The organism is Methylocystis iwaonis, assembly GCF_027925385.1.
In the GTDB taxonomy this organism is placed as follows: Bacteria; Pseudomonadota; Alphaproteobacteria; order Rhizobiales; family Beijerinckiaceae; genus Methylocystis; species Methylocystis iwaonis.
This window is the reverse complement of the sequence record NZ_AP027142.1, coordinates 1,107,491-1,124,186: the sequence shown is the minus strand read 5'-3', so window position 1 is coordinate 1,124,186 and position 16,696 is coordinate 1,107,491. Positions and strand designations below refer to the sequence as shown.

The 16,696-nt window shown below is 64.1% G+C and carries 16 protein-coding genes and 1 tRNA gene; 11 read left to right on the top strand and 6 right to left on the bottom strand.

The annotated features are described in order from the left end of the window. The first annotated feature begins 1 nt into the window (after position 1). The 4 genes from QMG84_RS05360 (at position 2) to QMG84_RS05345 (ending at position 3,631) form a co-directional block, all read left to right on the top strand. Positions 2-637, top strand: a complete 636-nt coding sequence (locus tag QMG84_RS05360) for an amino acid kinase family protein (protein ID WP_281930984.1) — start codon at positions 2-4, stop codon at positions 635-637. Next, on the top strand, positions 634-1,194 hold the full coding sequence (locus tag QMG84_RS05355; RefSeq protein WP_281930982.1) for a flavoprotein: 561 nt from the start codon (positions 634-636) through the stop codon (positions 1,192-1,194). The genes QMG84_RS05360 and QMG84_RS05355 overlap by 4 nt, the downstream gene beginning before the upstream one ends. Positions 1,195-1,638: 444 nt before the next feature. Then, a complete protein-coding gene (locus QMG84_RS05350) occupies positions 1,639-3,057 on the top strand; it encodes a DUF6513 domain-containing protein (RefSeq protein WP_281930981.1) in 1,419 nt (472 codons plus the stop codon). Beyond that, positions 3,041-3,631, top strand: a complete 591-nt coding sequence (locus QMG84_RS05345; protein ID WP_281930980.1) for a DUF447 domain-containing protein — start codon at positions 3,041-3,043, stop codon at positions 3,629-3,631. The genes QMG84_RS05350 and QMG84_RS05345 overlap by 17 nt, the downstream gene beginning before the upstream one ends. A gap of 82 nt (positions 3,632-3,713) precedes the next feature. Here QMG84_RS05345 and QMG84_RS05340 read toward each other — a convergent pair whose 3' ends face one another. The 4 genes from QMG84_RS05340 to QMG84_RS05325 all read right to left on the bottom strand — a co-directional run bounded on the left by QMG84_RS05340 (position 3,714) and on the right by QMG84_RS05325 (position 8,068). Next, complete coding sequence (locus QMG84_RS05340) at positions 3,714-5,024, bottom strand: IS4 family transposase (RefSeq protein ID WP_281928760.1); 1,311 nt, start codon at positions 5,022-5,024, stop codon at positions 3,714-3,716. A gap of 178 nt (positions 5,025-5,202) precedes the next feature. Next, positions 5,203-6,234 (bottom strand): hydantoinase/oxoprolinase family protein, encoded by a 1,032-nt coding sequence (locus tag QMG84_RS05335; RefSeq protein ID WP_281930979.1) that lies wholly within the window; start codon positions 6,232-6,234, stop codon positions 5,203-5,205. A gap of 261 nt (positions 6,235-6,495) precedes the next feature. Further along, complete coding sequence (gene fae / locus QMG84_RS05330) at positions 6,496-7,005, bottom strand: formaldehyde-activating enzyme (protein WP_281930978.1); 510 nt, start codon at positions 7,003-7,005, stop codon at positions 6,496-6,498. 172 nt (positions 7,006-7,177) lie between these two features. Further along, positions 7,178-8,068, bottom strand: coding sequence for an NAD(P)-dependent methylenetetrahydromethanopterin dehydrogenase (locus QMG84_RS05325; RefSeq protein WP_202072232.1), 891 nt, complete (start codon positions 8,066-8,068; stop codon positions 7,178-7,180). Positions 8,069-8,457: 389 nt separating this feature from the next. Between QMG84_RS05325 and rpmB the strand changes: the two genes are divergently transcribed. The 3 genes from rpmB (at position 8,458) to QMG84_RS05310 (ending at position 11,306) form a co-directional block, all read left to right on the top strand. Continuing rightward, positions 8,458-8,754 (top strand): 50S ribosomal protein L28, encoded by a 297-nt coding sequence (gene rpmB, locus QMG84_RS05320; protein ID WP_202072231.1) that lies wholly within the window; start codon positions 8,458-8,460, stop codon positions 8,752-8,754. 170 nt (positions 8,755-8,924) lie between these two features. Further along, positions 8,925-10,196, top strand: coding sequence for a family 1 glycosylhydrolase (locus QMG84_RS05315; RefSeq protein ID WP_281930976.1), 1,272 nt, complete (start codon positions 8,925-8,927; stop codon positions 10,194-10,196). An 84-nt stretch (positions 10,197-10,280) separates the two neighbouring features. Beyond that, positions 10,281-11,306 (top strand): SDR family oxidoreductase, encoded by a 1,026-nt coding sequence (locus QMG84_RS05310; protein ID WP_281930974.1) that lies wholly within the window; start codon positions 10,281-10,283, stop codon positions 11,304-11,306. A gap of 9 nt (positions 11,307-11,315) precedes the next feature. Here the strand turns inward: QMG84_RS05310 and mdh are convergent, their stop codons facing one another. Then, positions 11,316-12,278, bottom strand: coding sequence for a malate dehydrogenase (gene mdh / locus QMG84_RS05305; RefSeq protein WP_202072228.1), 963 nt, complete (start codon positions 12,276-12,278; stop codon positions 11,316-11,318). Positions 12,279-12,549: 271 nt separating this feature from the next. Here mdh and QMG84_RS05300 point away from each other — a divergent pair, with 271 nt between their 5' ends. From QMG84_RS05300 to QMG84_RS05290, 3 genes are all read left to right on the top strand, one after another. After that, on the top strand, positions 12,550-13,095 hold the full coding sequence (locus QMG84_RS05300; RefSeq protein WP_281930971.1) for a hypothetical protein: 546 nt from the start codon (positions 12,550-12,552) through the stop codon (positions 13,093-13,095). A 112-nt stretch (positions 13,096-13,207) separates the two neighbouring features. Continuing rightward, positions 13,208-13,283 (top strand) — tRNA-Lys (locus QMG84_RS05295). Positions 13,284-13,523: 240 nt separating this feature from the next. After that, a complete protein-coding gene (locus tag QMG84_RS05290) occupies positions 13,524-14,285 on the top strand; it encodes an FkbM family methyltransferase (RefSeq protein ID WP_281930969.1) in 762 nt (253 codons plus the stop codon). 239 nt (positions 14,286-14,524) lie between these two features. On the opposite strand, the gene QMG84_RS05285 is transcribed toward QMG84_RS05290, so the two are convergent. After that, entirely contained in the window at positions 14,525-15,595 is a 1,071-nt protein-coding gene (locus QMG84_RS05285; protein ID WP_281930968.1) for a hypothetical protein, read from the bottom strand. A 198-nt stretch (positions 15,596-15,793) separates the two neighbouring features. Here QMG84_RS05285 and QMG84_RS05280 point away from each other — a divergent pair, with 198 nt between their 5' ends. Then, positions 15,794-16,507 (top strand): hypothetical protein, encoded by a 714-nt coding sequence (locus tag QMG84_RS05280; protein ID WP_281930966.1) that lies wholly within the window; start codon positions 15,794-15,796, stop codon positions 16,505-16,507. The last annotated feature ends 189 nt before the right edge of the window (positions 16,508-16,696 follow it).

The following is a 16,696-nucleotide window of genomic DNA, read 5'->3' as shown; positions in this document are numbered from 1 at the left end:
CATGACGACGCGCGCGCCTCTCCTCGTCGCGAAGATCGGCGGCAGTCTCCACGACTCGCCCCATCTCGCGCGCTGGATCGAGGCGCTTGCGCGCTGGCCGCACCGGCTGACGCTCGTTTGCGGCGGCGGCCCCTTCGCCGACGCGGTGCGCGCCGCGCAGCCGAAGCTCTTGTTTTCCGAAGAAGCCGCGCACGCCATGGCCATCCTTGCCATGGAGCAATATGCGCTGGCGCTCGCCGACCTCTACGGCCTTGCCCTCGCAGCGACGCGCGAGGAGATCGACGCGGCGCATAAGCGCGGCCAGATCGCTTTGTGGCGCGCCGCAAAGATGGCCGGCGCGGCGCGCGACATTGCGCCCGGCTGGGACGTCACCTCGGATAGCCTCGCCGCCTGGCTCGCGCGGCAAACGGGCGCAGGCGCCCTGTTACTGATCAAAAGCGTCGATATCGGCGCCGATTCTGCTTTGGAAAGCATCGCCTCCGCCGGCATTGTGGATCCGGCTTTTCGTGACTATGTCGACGGCATGCCCGTCAATGTCGCCGGCCCCCGCGCGCTCGCCACTGCGGGCGCGCTCATGGCCAGCGGCGCCCTGCCCGGCGCGCCTGTCGCTTCCGCAACACAGAAGATCGCTTCATGACAAAAAAGAAAGACGTCGTTTCGCCGCGTTGGGGATGGGCGCTCACGGGTTCGGGCCATTTCTTCACGGAATGTCTCGAGATGATCCGCGGCCTCGACCATTGCGACCTTTTCGTTAGCAAGGCGGCGGCGGAAGTCGTGCGGATGTATAAGCACGACCTCGATCTGCCGGATACGATCCGCATCTTCAAGGACACGACCGCAAGCGCCGCGCCGGTCGGCAATTTCTACTACAACGTCTATCATACGCTGGTCGTCGCGCCCGCGACCTCGAACACGGTCGCCAAGGCCGTCGCCGGCATCTCGGATAATCTCGCGACCAACGTCTTCGCGCAGGCGGGCAAATGCCGCGTGCCGACGATCGTCTTCGCCTGCGACACCGCGCCGGAGCTGGAGACCCGCGCCCCCAAGGGCATGGTGATGGTCTATCCGCGCCGCATCGATCTGGAGAACACCGACCGGCTGAAATCCTTCGAGGCGACGCAGGTCGCCGAAAGCCTCGCCGCGCTGCAGGAAGCCGTGGAGCGGCGCAAGCGCGAGCTTTCGGGGCAGAGCTGAGCCCTCGGTCCGTGGCGTGGCGCCGTCATCGGGCGAGTGTTATTCCCGACGCTCGCAAAGCGAGCGATCGGGAATCCAGTGCAAAACCAGCGATTCCCGGTCGGGCCTTCGGCCCGCCGGGAATGACAGCGCCCCATGCAAGCCGTTCAAATGGGGTCGGCCTGCAAAGCAGGCCGGGGTGGGGTAAGGCCCCTACTTCATGCTAAATCGGATCGTAAGGTAGTTGGGCAAATGGCGATCTGGCGTGGTTGATCCCCTTACCTCCCCTTTACGGGGAGGTCGGCGGCCGAAGGCCGCCGGGTGGGGCTCGAGCCGCTACGACAGTGGTTGGGGCTGACCCCACCCGTCGCGCTTCGCGCGCCACCCTCCCCGTAAAGGGGAGGGATACGCTCACGCCCAGCGACCAAGCGTGACGCCAAGAAACCTTGCCAAGAAAGCCCAAGCATGAGCGAGCGCCTGCTGTTTCTCACCGGCCATCTGGCCTATCCGCGTCTGGAGCGGATGGTCGCCGGCTTCGGGGAGGCGGCGCAGGGCTGGCGCATTCACAATATCGGCGTGAAAGTCGCGGCGCTGATGACGCAGGAGATTATCGAGCGCCGCCTGCCCCGCCCCGTCGAAGCCGACCGCGTCATTGTGCCCGGCCGCTGCCGCGCCGATCTCGACGCGCTGTCGAAGAGCTTCGGCGTGCCCTTCGAACGCGGGCCGGAGGAGGTCGCAGACCTGCCCGCCTATCTCGGCCGCGGCGGCGCCAAGCCCGATCTCTCGCGCCACGACATGCGCATCTTCGCCGAGATCGTCGACGCCTCGAAGATGAGCGTCGCAGAGGTCGTCGCCAAGGCGCGGGCGCTTAGGGGCGCCGGCGCCGATGTGATCGACCTCGGCTGCCTGCCGGACACGCCCTTCGACCATATGGAAGAAACGATCGCGGCGCTGAAATCAGAAGGCTTCAAGGTCTCGGTCGATTCCGCGAGTGTTGCAGAGCTGACGCGCGCCGCGCAGGCCGGCGTCGATCATCTTTTGAGCCTCGACGAAGAAACGCTGTCGATCCTGCCCGACAACTCCCCGCTGGCGCCGATCCTGGTGCCGCGCCCGCATGGCGATCTCGATTCGCTGCAACGCGCCGCGCGCATCGCAAGACGTCGCGGGATCGACTTCATTCTCGATCCGATTCTCGATCCCATTCACTTCGGCTTCGCAGCCTCGATCGCGCGTTACGTCGAAATCCGCGCGCGCGAGCCCGACGCCGAGATCATGATGGGCACGGGCAATCTCACCGAATTGACCGACGCCGATTCGGCCGGCGTCACGGCGGCCATGCTCGGCATCTGCTCGGAGCTGAATATCCGCCATCTTCTCACCGTGCAGGTGAGCCCGCACACGCGCCGCACGCTGCAGGAGCACGACGCGGCGCGGCGCCTGATGTATGCGGCGCGCGCCGATCGCGCTTTGCCGAAAGGCTACAGCGACGCGCTGCTGCAAGTGCACGACAAGCGCCCCTATTCCGCGACGCCGGAAGAGATCGCCGAACTCGCCCGCGAATTGCGCGACGTAAACTTCCGCATCGATGTGACGCGTGACGGCGTGCATGTCTTCGCCAAGAATTTCCACTGTGTCGAGGCCGATGCCATGTCGCTATTTCCGCATTTGAACGTGGCGCAAGACGGCGCGCATGCCTTCTATCTCGGCGCAGAGCTGATGAAGGCGGAGCTCGCCTTCAAGCTCGGGAAGCGCTACCGCCAGGACGAACCGCTCGATTTCGGCGCCGCCATCGACAAGGACGAAGAAGACGCGGCCCGCTTCAAGGAAATGGGACACACCATGCGCAAGGCCCGCGAGGAAAAAGGCAATGCCTCTGATTCATGAATGCGTCGTCACTACGCTGGCGGCAGAAGGCCAGCCGCATGTGGCGCCGCTCGGGTTGATCGAGGAAGGCGGCTATTGGATCGCCGCGCCCTTCCGCCCCTCGACGACGCTGAGCAATCTCGAACGCAATGGGAAGCTCACGGCCAGTTTTACCGATGACGCGCGCATCTTCGCGAGCCTTGTAACGGGCGTGCGTAACTTTCCTTTGACGGATGTGACTGGCTGGCCGGCGCCGCGCCTGTCGGCGGCGCTCGCGCATGCGGCGCTCGAAGTGGAGCGCGTGGAAGAGGACGCTATGCGCCCACGCTTCTTTTGCCGCGTGCAGCACACGGAATCGCACCGTCCGTTTCTCGGCATGAATCGCGCGCGCGCCGCTGTGTTGGAGGCGGCGATTCTCGCAACGCGGCTCGATAGGCTCTCGCGCGAGAAGATCGACAGCGAGATCGCTTATCTCAAGATCGCGATCGACAAGACGGCCGGAGAGGACGAGCGCGAGGCCTGGGAGATGGTGATGGGGAAGATCGCTGCGCATTTGGAGAAAGCCGCGGCCCCCTCCCCGACCCTCCCCCGCTGACGCGGGAGAGGGGGCACATCGCAGCCTTCATCGGCAAGGCGGATCGTGAGCGTCCCCTCTCCCGCAAAGCGGGCTATCGGATTCACACATCGTAGAAGGTCAGCGCGGCTCCGAACTTTATTCGTCGAAAGTCGTCGAGGCCCTGGCGCATTACTTTGGGGCCGGGCTTTCCGTAATAGGCGGTCCAGCCGCCGAGCCTGGCGACGACCCAGGCGGCGAAGGCGAGGCTGCCTTTGCGGTGGGGGTTCTTCTGGCGGGCCGTCGCGCCCTCGAGCTTCGCCGAGACGGCCTCGAGCAGCGCTTCGTCCTCGGGCTCGAAAGCGTCCGTCAGCAACTGGTCGGTCGCGCCGTCGCGCGCCTTGACCAGTTGCATGACCGTCACAGCGGCGACCGCCGTCGCCGCCACCAGCTTGATCATCACTTTCGGATCGCAGATGTCGGCCTGCTCGATCTCGAAGCCCGCCGTCTTCAGCGTGCGGAAGAATTCCTCGATGGTCCAGCGCATTCGATAGAGGTCGATCACCCGGCGCGCCTCGGCCAGGCTCGTCGCCGCATGGGTCGTGAGAAGCCGCCAATGAATGGGCGCGACGCCCTCGGCGGCCCCGACCTCGCGCACGTCGACCAAAGTCACGCCGACCGCGTCCGGCAAGTCGCGCGCGCCGTGGCGCGGCTTGCGCAAAGTGACCGGCGAGACGCGGACCGCGAGCGCCGCCTTGCGCGCCTTGCGTCCCGGAGCCGCCGGGATCTCGGCGACGAAGCGGCCCGCCTCGGCCAATCCGTCGGCGAAGGGGAACAAAAGCTCGATCGCATCCTCGCCGTCTGCGGCGATCGTCCGGTTCTGGCAGGCGCGCACAATCAGCTCCACGCCGCCCGGACGCTGCGCGAGATGCGCGTAGATGTCGCTCTCCCGATCCGAGACGACAGTGATCCGCTTCGCCGCCGCGAAATCCTCGCGCGCATGCGTCGCCACATCGAGCCAGCGCTGCGATTCCTTGTCCGCGAGCGCGCGCGAGCGCCGCGCCGCGACCTTGGCCCCCGTGTCGCGGTTCCAGACCTCGGCATGAGCGAGGCCGAGCAGCGCGCCCGTGCCGGCGTCGAGCGCCAGGGCCGCGTGCAGCAAAAGGCCGCGCGTCCCGCCGCCCTTGCCGACCGGCCCATAGCCGTTCGCCTGCGCGCGCTTGCCGCCGAGCGCCAGCTCGCTGGTGTCCTGCGCCACCACTATGTCGCGACCCGCCGCCCGCGCCGCTGTGAGCCCGGCGGCGTGCCGCGCCATCTCCTCGGCGGTCACCGCAGGATTGCGCAGGAAGCGCGCGAGCCGCACCTCCTGCGCCCGCCGCCCGCCGGCGATCCGACGGATGCGCGCGCACGGCCGCGCGACGAGGCCCCGATGCAACGAGACCCCCCTTTTTCCAGGCGGCGGTCGCCGAACCGCCCCAGTCCATACGAAATCGCCATGCCCCACCCCGCGAATCAAAACGCGACCCACGGAATCAAACAGACCCGACCGAGGCAATCACGATGTGTGCATTCGATAGCGCAAAGCGGGGGAGGGACAGGGAGGGGGTCGCCGGTTAAACCGAAAGAAGCGCCAACGCCGCCGCTGGCGCGCAATTAGCGGCTAGCGCACGCAGCTCGTCGGGCGCTGCGATAAAGTCGGCAAAATCCCGATAGGCGCGGCCCTGCGCCTGCGCGAGACGCGCGACAAGCGCGCGGCCGACGCCGGCGCCGATGACGGGCGCATCGGGCGCGACGGCTTCGCGGGAAGCCAGCAGAGCGATCTGATCCTCTATCGCGCGCATCTGCACGCGGGCAAAATGCGCCGCAAGTGCGCGCCCCTGCAATGGCGTGAGCCGCCCTGTGTCGAGACCGACGAGGCGCGCGAGACGCGCGTGAGACGCCGCAACCGTCTTCGGCCTGCCATCGGCTGTCGGCGACAAATCCGCGCCGCAGTCTCCTTCCGGCAGATCACCCAGAATGCGCCGCACATCGGCCATCGACGCGAAAGCTTCGTTGACAAGCGGCGTCCATCGACCGTCGATGGGCGCCCGCGTGGCGTAGGCCTGGGGCGCGCCGCGCGAAAACCCTGCGTAGCAAAGCTCGCCGCTCACGAGCCGCTCGGCGTCGGTCGCGCCCTGGGTGCAGACGCGGCCGCCGCGAATCGGAACAAGATCAGTCGTCGTCGAGCCCATGTCGATGAACAGTGCGTCGGCGCAATGCTGCGCGACAAGCTCCGCGCTGGCGCGCCAATTGGCGGAGGCCACGGCCTCTGCGGCCTCACGGATTTGCGCACGAGCGATAAACCCGCGCGCGCCGGCGTAGAAGCAAATATCGCCGGCCCCAATCTCTCGCGCCGCGATCGCCGCCACTGAAACGACGCCGCTCGCGCGATCCTCGAAAGCGTCTGAAAGCTCGGCCGTCATCGTCACGCGATGATGCGCCGCCGGTCCCAGCTCTTTCAGCGTCTCGCGGATCGGCGCCTCGAGATGCGCGAGGCCAAGATGCGGCGCGCAGGCGCGCTGCGTCACGGCGACGAGCCGCCCATTCTCCGCGCGCGCCGCCTTCACATGGGCGCCGCCAATGTCCCAGCCGATGATCGCCGTCATGTTTAAATTGCCCTGCGGACGATGGGGGCGCCCATACCTCCCCTTTACGGGGAGGTCGGCGGCCAAAGGCCGCCGGGTGGGGTTCGCGCAGCAACGGCAGGGGTTGGAGCTGGGCCCCACCCGACCCCGCCTTTCGGCGGGGCCACCCTCCCCGTAAAGGGGAGGGATAGCTCACGCCCGGCATCCGCTACGCCCACGGCTCCATACAACAAAAAAGGGGAGCCCGTCGGCTCCCCTTCAATTCCAAGCCTTGGCTCGAACTCAGTTCGGAGCGAAGGGGTGCTTGGCGTCGTTGCGCTTGGCGACGACTTCGGCGGCCTTCGGCTCGCCGGCGACGGCGCGGGCGATGGCTTCCTTGGTGGCCTGGTAGTTGTAGTCCTGGATCTTCTTGTCGTCGTTGGCGTCCCAGTGAATGAACACGCCGACCGAGATGAAGAGGTCGTCAGCTTCGTCAACCGGGATCACGCCCTCGGCGACCGAGTCGGCGACGGCCTTGGCGACGCCGTGCTGAGCCGGGCCGAACATCTGGACGGCCTGCTTGGCGCCCTTGATGGTGACCTTGTTGAAGAGGATCGTGTTGGGCTTGCAGAGCAGGTTCGGCGCAACGACCGCGAGAAGCGTCGTGAAGCCGTCCTTGTTGTTGACGAGAGCGTTCGCGAAAGCGAGCTCGGCGGCCGAGCCGCGCGGGCCCAGGATGAGGTCGATGTGAGCGACTTCGTTACCCTCGCCGACGAGCGACTCGCCGACCAGCATCTTGGTGATCTTGGCCATGTGCGTTTCCTTTCGAAGAAACCTACGCCCTGCCTCGACGGCAGGCGTTTCGGAAAGGGCCGTGCGCAAAATTGCGCCGGCCTTGAGAAGCGCCGCGGGCCCTTCCGCGGCGCGCACTCAATCAGTTTCGCGCGTCCTTGCCAAGGCGGAAAATCCGCGGACGCGCGGTATGTTAAACGAGCTCGCGCGCCAGAGCGAAAGCGTGGCGGAAATCGAGGCAGAGCGGCTTGTCGGAGGTGACCATCTGCTTGAAAAGGCCCGATTCGGCGCCGTATTTGACGTTGCCGATGGCGAGCGCGCCGATGCCGAGCGCGCCATGCTCCGAGATCACGACGCCATTGTCGTGCAGACCCAGGCCCTCGACGCCGAGCGGCGGCACGGCGTTGACATCGGCGGCGATGAGCAGATTGCTGGCCGCTGAGAGGTCCGCCTTCGAGAGCACCTGCACGCCGGCGCGGGCGCAGCAGAGCGCGATCTCATGATCGAGCAGCAGCGCGCGCACGAGATCCTGGGTGCTGCCGTCGGCCGGGGCCACCTTGATATTGAAGCGCTTGTTCATCTCCTCGGCCTGGACCGTGACGCGCTCGAGGCCGCTATAGCCGACGATCGTCACCTCGGCGCCTTCGAGCGCCGCGATCACCGCGGAGGAATAGCCGACGACGCCCGTCGCGCCGTAGATGACGATCTTGGCGCCCTTGAGGTCGCGCTGCTTCTTGTCCTTCAGCACTTTCTCGGTGCAGGCGACCATCGCGCCGGCGGTGGTGAAGGAGCCATAGGGGTCGGCGAAGAGCGAAATTTCGAAGGGCTTGAGCAGCGCCTTCTTGGCCGCTTCCAGCATGTCGAGCGCGAGGACTGCGTCGCGGCCGGCGAAGAAAATGCCCGTCTTCAGCGCGGCGGAGGGGGCGCGGGAGAACATGGCGTCCTGCACCAGCGCGGTGACCTCGTCGAGCGTGACATTGGTGTAGGGAATGGCGGCGTCATAGCCGGCGTCGAGGGCCATGTTCACGTCGAACGGACTCATATGCTTCAAGGTGCTGAGCATATGCAGAATTGCTTTGGCCATAGGAAGATCCCCAACCTTTGTCATTATGGCCCGGCGCCCTGGCGAGGCGGGCGCGTCTGAAGGACAGGCGCCGGCGCTGTCGATTTCTCAAGTTTATCCGGGCAAGATAAGCGCTGGCGCGCCTCACCCCCGGAGCCGACAGGCTTAGAGCCCAGAACGAAGCCAATGTCCAGAGGCGAATATGGCGCCGCGAAACGCCATGTGCGCCGCCGCAAAGCAATGCGCTTGGCCCGGTTGACGCTCGGCGGGCTTTGCTCTTATAAGGCTCGCGAACAGGGCTCGGCGCGGGAGTGACGAGCTTTTTTGTCGTTTTCCCCCATCGCCGGTGGAAACTGGGCCTCTGGCTCTCTCGGCGTTTGGAAGCACTAAACGGTTCGAAAGGAAGTTCAATGTCCCGGCGTTGCGAGCTGACCGGCAAGGGCGTGCAGACGGGCAATCTCGTCAGCCACTCCAATCGCAAAACGCGCACGCGTTTCCTGCCCAATCTCGTCAATGTGACGCTCGCCTCCGACGTCCTCGCCCGCTCGGTGCGCCTGCGCATCTCGGCTGCGGCGCTGCGCTCGGTCGAGCATCGCGGCGGCCTCGACGCCTTCCTGGCCAAGGCGCGCGACGAGGAGCTGTCGCAGGGCGCCCGCGTCCTCAAGCGCGAGATCGAGAAGAAGCAGGCCGCCGCCGCGACGGCCTGATCTTCCGGAACCGGACCGCGAGCCTTCAGGCTCGCTCCCTGAATTGCGAGCCTGAAGGCTCGCCCAAACCCTGTCGCCTCTGGCGGCGGGGTTTTCCTGTTTGATCGCGCCTTTCCGTCCGCAGCGTCTCCCATAGCTAATCGTCTGGGCGGCGGTCGGCGAGGCGCGCGATGACGCATTTCATGTTCAGCACGGGGATCGAGAACAGCAGCCCGACGATCGACAATGGCCGCAAGCGAATCGACGAGATGGAAATCTGCGACCATTATCGCCGCTGGCGGGAGGATTTCGATCTCACCCAGGATCTCGGCGTCAAAACGCTGCGCTACGGCGTACCGCTGCATATTACCTGGCTGGGCCCCGACCGCTACGACTGGAGCTTCGCCGATCTGACCTTCGGCGATCTCGAGAAACGTGGTGTGATTCCGATCACCGATCTCTGCCATTTCGGTGTGCCGGATTGGATCGGCAATTTTCAGAACCCGGACTTTCCCGACCTCTTCGCTTGCTACGCCCGCGCCTTCGCCAAGCGCTTCCCCGCCGTGCAGCTCTATACGCCCGTCAATGAGATGTTCGTCTGCGCCACCTACTCCGCCGCTTACGGCTGGTGGAACGAGCAGCTCACGACCGATCGCGGCTTCGTCACGGCGCTCAAGCACATTGTGAAGGCAAATGTGCTGGCCATGCACGCCATCCTCGCCGTGCGGCCGGACGCGATCTTCATCCAGAGCGAATCGACCGAATATTTCCATGCGGAAAATCCGCAATCGCTCGATCACGCCGAGCGGCTCAACGAGCGGCGTTTTCTCTCGCTCGATCTCAATTACGGCCGGCGCGTCAACTCGGAGATGTTCCGTTTCCTCATGGATAACGGAATGAGCGTCGACGAATATGACTTCTTCATGCGCGAGCATCTCAAGAGCCATTGCATCATGGGCAATGACTACTATTGGCGCAACGAGCACACCGTGACGAAGGACGGCAAGACCGCCTCCTCCGGCGAGATCTTCGGCTACAACGAGATCACGCGCCAATATTACGAGCGCTACGGCCTGCCGGTGATGCATACGGAAACCAACACCAGCGAAGGCCCGTGCTGCGACGAGGCTGTGCGCTGGCTTCGCAAGGAATGGGCGAATGTGCTGCGCGTCAGAAACTCCGGCATGCCGATCGTCGGCTTCACATGGTATTCGCTGATCGACCAGATCGACTGGGACATTGCCTTGCGCGAAGCGCGCGGCAGGGTGAATCCGCTTGGTCTCTATGATCTCGACCGCAAGCCCAGAGCGGTCGGAAAAGCCTATAAGCAGCTCATCAAGGACTGGCGCGAAGTGCTGCCGGCGCAAAGCGTCTGCCTCAAGGTGCCGCTCGCGCCCTATGGCCCCGAACGCGCCGAGCCCCGCGCCGTCCAGCAGAAAACGGAAACATCGGAAAATCGGTAGGGGCGCCGAAAAAGCGCCGCGCCTGTTGCCGCGCGCGGCGCGCGTCTCACATGTCTGTCGCGGGCGGCTGAATGGAGTGGCCCCATGTCACGAGAGTCTGCCCCGAATGAGGAAGCCCCCGTCGCGGTCGTCACCGGCGCCTCGGCAGGAATCGGCCGCGCGGTAGCCGTCGCCTTCGCGCGCTGCGGCTATCGCGTTGCTCTCCTGGCTCGAAGCCCGGAGGGCCTGGACGGCGCCTATCACGACGTCGCCCATGCGGGCGGCCAGCCCTTCGAGCTTCTGGCGGATGTCTCCAAAGCCGACGACGTCTTCGCCGCGGCGGAAGCGGTCGTCGCGCGCTGGGGCCATATTCATGTGTGGGTGAATGACGCGATGGAAACGGTCGTCGCCCCCGTCGATGCGATCACCCCCGAGGAATATCGGCGCGTGATGGAGGCCACCTTTCTCGGTTACGTTCACGGGACGCTCGCGGCGCTGAGGCACATGCGCCAGCGCGACCAGGGCCACATCATCCAGATCGGCTCCGCCCTCTCCTATCGCGCCATTCCGCTGCAATCGGCCTATTGCGCCGCGAAATTCGCGATCCGCGGCTTCACCGATTCGCTGCGCGCCGAGCTTATTCACGATCGCAGCAACATCCGCCTCACCATGGCCCAGCTTCCCGGCGTGAACACGCCGCAATTCGACTGGTCGCATACGCATTTTGCAAAGCGGCACCAGCCGATCGGGACCGTCTATGAACCGGAAGCCATCGCGCAAGCGATTGTCGAAGCGGCGCAGGCCCGGCGCGCGCCGCGCGAATTGTGGCTCGGCGCGCCGACCGTGCAGTCGATTGTCGGGCAGATGGTCGCGCCGGGATTTCTCGACCGCTATCTCGCCTGGAACGCTTACGAGAAGCAGCTCTCCAACGATCCGGTTTTACCGGGAGACCCGGACGAGCTCATCGGCCCCGACCACCGGGATCATGGTCCGCGCGGCCGCTTTACGCAAAGGTCGAAGGATCACATTATGGCGGTCGATCCGGCGCATTTGCGCGGCGGCGCCATTATGGCGGGGCTGGGCTTGCTGACGGGCGCCTTTTTATGGGGGCGCGCCTCACGCCCCCATTGAGGCGCCGCCTCAGGCGAAATCCGAGTTGAGCTTTTTCGCGGCCTCGATCAGCGTTTTCACGCTGTTCACAGATTTGTCGAACATGGCCTGCTCGATCACGTCGAGCTTGATCTCCATCACCTTCTCGACGCCGTTGGCGCCGATAATGGTCGGCACGCCGGCATAAAGGCCGTTCACGCCGTATTCGCCATTGAGATAGGCGGCGCAGGGCAGCACCCGGCGCTTGTCCTTGAGATAGCTCTCGGCCATGTCGATGGCCGCGGTCGCCGGCGCATAATAGGCCGAGCCGGTCTTGAGCAGGCCGACGATCTCGCCGCCGCCTTTGCGCGTGCGGTCGACGATGGCGTCGATGCGCTCCTGCGTCGTCCAGCCCAAGGCGATGAGATCGGGCAGCGGGACGCCGCCGACGGTGGAGTAGCGGACCGAGGGCACCATGTCGTCGCCGTGGCCGCCCAGCACGAAGGCGCTGACGTCCTCGACCGAGACATTGAATTCCTCGGACAGGAAATAGCGGAAGCGGGCCGAATCGAGCACGCCCGCCATGCCGACGACGCGGTTGGTCGGCAGGCCAGAGGCTTTCTGCAGCGCCCAGACCATGACGTCGAGCGGATTGGTGATGCAGATGACAAAGGCGTCCGGCGCATATTGCTTGATGCCGCCGGCGACTTTCGACACGACGCCGAGATTGACGCTCAGAAGGTCGTCCCGGCTCATGCCCGGCTGGCGCGGCACGCCCGCGGTGACGATGACGACGTCGGCCCCCGCGATGGCCGAATAGTCCGAAGCGCCCGAGAGATGCGCGTCGAAGCCGGCGACGGGCGAAGACTGGGCAATGTCGAGCGCCTTGCCCTGAGGCACGCCATCAACAATGTCGAAGAGAACAATATCGCCAAGCTCCTTCAGGCCCGCGAGGTGAGCGAGCGTTCCGCCGATGTTGCCGGCGCCGACCAGAGCGATTTTCTTTCGCGACATAATCAATCTCGTGCTGGGATCTTCGCGAAAACTGCTAGCGCGGTTTGGCGCCGGATGGAAGACGCGCGGACCGCTTTTTCGACACAAGAAAGGCCCGGCGTAACAAAGGGCCCAACTCTGTCGCACTTCGCCCAAATCCATGGCGCCCGCAGGACGGCGCCTCAATCCCGCGCATCCCGCCCCCGGGCGCATGAGCGCAGGGCTTGCGGGCGCAAGCGCCGCTTCCCACCTGCCAAGAAGCGCGTTTCGCAGCGCCTGGAGGGGATCATAAATGGGCGTTTCTGTTTTTCGCAGCCTTATCGTCGCCGCCGCTCTGATGGCCGCCGGCTCCGCCATGGCCGCCCAGGACAAGGACGAGGCGGACCTTTTGCAGCAATTCGACAAGGTCGATGTCTGGCATTTCCCGGTCGATACGACGGTTCGCTACAATAATCAGGACACCATCGTCACGCGCGAGCTGGTCTTCCAGCCGGCCCCGCCCAAGGGCGAGCTTTGCTATGTGCGCTTCGACCTCGTGAAGGGCGAAGGCGACTATGGCTATGGGTTCAAGCCCGGCGTCGCCCCGGCGGAACGCAAAAATACGGTCTGGGGCGTGAATGTGCTGAAGCGCGGCACGGTGCTCGACCAGCATTATTCGACGCTGAAGCTGAACGTCGTCTATTTCTTCGTGGAGGGCCCGAAATCGGCCTCGGCCAAGGACGTTTGCGAGAAAAAGCAATCCGCGGCGACGGCGGAGGCCGGCAACGCCTACAAGGGTCCCTGGGCCGATCTCGTCACCAAGGCGCGCGCTATCCATGGCTGGCCGGCGCAAAAATAGGGGATAAGTCCCCGCACGACAGAAATTTGACGGCGGACGCAAGACGGCGCTGGACAGGGGCGCCGGCATTTGTTATTCGCACCCTCGTTCCGAGGGCGTGAGCCCGCCGGACGGGCGCATAGCTCAGTTGGTAGAGCAGCTGACTCTTAATCAGCGGGTCCAAGGTTCGAGCCCTTGTGCGCCCACCACTAAAAATCATAGGCTTATATCGCTGAGGTAGGATCGAGTGGCGCACGGGCGGCGAGCCCTCCCTCGTATCCGTAATAGCCCATCGTGGCAGGCCCAACGAACCATCCAGCAACGACAGATGGACGTGGCCCCAGTCTCAATCGGCGGCGGGTCAGCATGGATCAATCGAACTACCCCTGAATCTCGCTTGTCCGAAGCGCCGACGACAATAGTCTGATCCGTCCCGGAGGATCGGACAAATGATCGTGAGCAAAATTAAATCACTCGTTCAGAAGGGTCTCGGGCGCTGTGGCTACCGGCTCTCGCCAATCAAACGGCGAATGGAGGCGCCGATCGATTTCCTGGAGCTGGCTCTGATCCAGGCGTCGACGGACCGGCCGGGCTTTTCTTTCGTGCAGATCGGAGCCAATGACGGGATCAAGGATGATCCGCTTCGTCGCTTCGTGCTGAAACATCACTGGCGCGGCCTGCTTGTCGAACCCCAGCGGCGGGTCTTCGAAAGCCTTAAGCAAAACTACGCTTGCGAACCGCAGCTATGCTTCGAAAATGCGGCGATCGGCGACGTCGACGGCGTCGCAAAGCTGCACGTCGCAGACTCGCCGGATGGCTCGGCGAACCTGACGGTCTTCGCAAGCCTCAAGAAAGACGCATTGCAGCGCGCGGTGCACGATTTCGACGCTGAGACGCGGTCGATCGAGGTGCCCTGTCTGTCGGTTCGCTCCCTGTTTCGAAAGCACGGCATAGAGTCGGTCGATGTGCTGTTGACCGACGTCCAAGGCTATGACGTCGAGATCGTCGACCAATTCCTCGATTGCGGCGTGAAGCCGCAAATCATTCATTTCGAACATTGCCACTCGACGCGCGCGGCGCTCGAGAAGCTCTACCGCAGGCTCCTGAAGGAAGGCTATCGCTTCAGCGAGCTCGAGTTCGACACACTTTGTCTCCTGTCTCAGCTCGGCGAGGGCGTCGCGAATCCCGCCAGCGCAAGGGAAGCGGCGTAAGGGAATGCACGCCCGGCCATGCATAGCTTTGTCTTTCCCCGCATTGGGCTGACACGCCCCGCGACGGGCCAATAAGAGATCCGCTCGATTGGTTCGACGTCACCCCGACGCTCGCTCGAGCGAGCGATGGGGAATCCAGCGCCGAACCAGCGCTTTTGCGGCGCTAAATTCCCGGTCGGGCTTTCGGCCCGCCGGGAATGACGAAAAAGCCCCAAGCGAACTGTTCAATCGCGAACCGATCACGCCGGACAAACGTCGCTCTCGGCCGCTTTTATCACCTCGGTCAAAATATGTTCGGCAAGGGCGATCCGCCCGCTGTCCTTGTAATAGTGATAGTAGAAACCCGGATCGCCATTTATGTCTATGACTGCGCCATGCGCTTCCCCGAGAGGCTTGCTGATATCCGGCGTCATTATATCCAGACCCACCAATTTCAGGCCGAATATCGCTGCAATATGTTGGCCGATTTCGATCGTGGACACCGCCACACTATCGATCATCGACACATTCTCGTTTGCCGAATTGTCGTTGGCGACATGCTTGATCATGAACTTCTGACCGTCTGTCGGGACAGAGTTCAGGCCGAGCCCTTGCGCGGCGAGCGTCGCCTTCATGTCCCGGTCGATCTTCAGAAGGGATTGGCTGCGTTTGAACCCCTCGGAAAGCCGCAAACGATTCTCCTCTTCGACCAGCTTTCGGACAGTCGAGGTTCCGTCGCCCACGAGACTCGGCGACATTCGCAGCACGCAATCCAAGAGATTGCCATTCAAATAAAGGAGCCGGTATGTGTCTCCTTCGATTTGGCGCTCGACGAGCACGCGGGAGCAATAAGCCCCAGCCCACGCCATTGCATGTCTCAGCTCCGACGCAGTGCGAACATTCGACGTCACCCCGACGCCGCCCGCAGTTCCCGACGCCGGTTTTACAACGAACGATCCGCCGTGGGACTGAATGAACTCCAAAGCCGCCTTGTGCGCATCGGCGCGCAGGACGACGTGGTCTGGAACAGGCGCCCCGAGTTCTCGAACCAGCCGGTAGGTCGCCGGCTTGTCATCCGTTGCCTGAACCGCGGCGTGACTGTCGAGCACGTTCAAGTTACGGTCCACAAAAATAGGCCGGCGCACGATCTTGTGGGTAATCCGGGAAACGCCTTCCCCGATGCGCGCATATTCCCCGCCACACGATTGAGCCGCCTCTCGCCAGCACTGCTCATAGAACTGATCGCGAATCCTGTCCGCCTGCGCCTGTTTTTCGTTACGGCGAGCTGAAGTCAGAAACCGGCGAATAAGGTAAGCCCCGCGCAAAATCATTCTGCCTCCAAAATCACAGGGCTTCTCCAAACACCCCGCCGCCTGTACGTTCTCGAGCGCCTTATAATTACGCCTCCGATCTGCGGAGAAAAGGCGCATCGGGGAGTAGCGCGCGGCAAAAACGAATTACGCATCATGACCCGTTCCTTTGCGCGACGGCTTGTGCGAGCAATTCGCTGTCGCAAGAGGGCTCGAGCTATGATGAAACTGTTCGGATCGTGGCGGGACAATTTGAGCGCGTACGCGGATGATTTCGCCGCGAATGGTTTTATCGTCATCAAACAAGGAATGCACACCGAGTTCCTCGACTATGCGAAGGCGCAGATCGAGCGCTGCATAAGCGGCGGCGACATCTCCCGCTCGAAGCGGCGTCTCAAGCAGGAATATCTCTTTACGTTCCCCGAGCAGCGCGAAGCCGTCGCGGAATTCGTCGAGACGATCGGCCGATTGACCGGGCTGCCCTACACGGATCTCATCATCTCGGAACGGCATTTGAAAGTCTATCGTGAGGACGCGCCGCAAAATCCGCCGCCGCACAAGGACAGGCACGGAACGCAACTCTCGATCGGCGTTCCGCTGGAGGTCGGAGCCGCCTCGCGTCTTATTCTTTATCCCTATCACGAGCGTAGCGAAAACACCTTCGACAGCTACGACGAATTCCTCGCTTCGCTTTCCGAAAGCGAGAAACCCGAAAACGCATTGAGGGGCGTAGACCCGGTGACGATAGACACGCGGCCAGGCGATTTGATCGTTTTCTGGGGCTCCACGATCTGGCACGAGCGAACCAATGCGGCGGGCGCCAAGGTGCTTTACTTCAAAATGAACGCTTTGGGCCTCGATCCGCTCGGCGAAAACCTGGCGGCTTTACCGCTTGCCGCGCAGCGAGAGCCGCAGAGCGCCGACGTGAGTTAGCATTTGGCCAGCGTGGCCCTCGAAGCGATCGAGACGGGCGCGCGCGGCCCATGCGCCGGGTTCCAACCCCGACGTTCACGCCGACGCATATGTTTCATGACGATCCGAGCCGGGCGGCGACACGACGATGCGTGTGCATACATTCGCGCGCTGCGAGGGCCCTATGCGCCATGAAGACAGCGCGCCCGC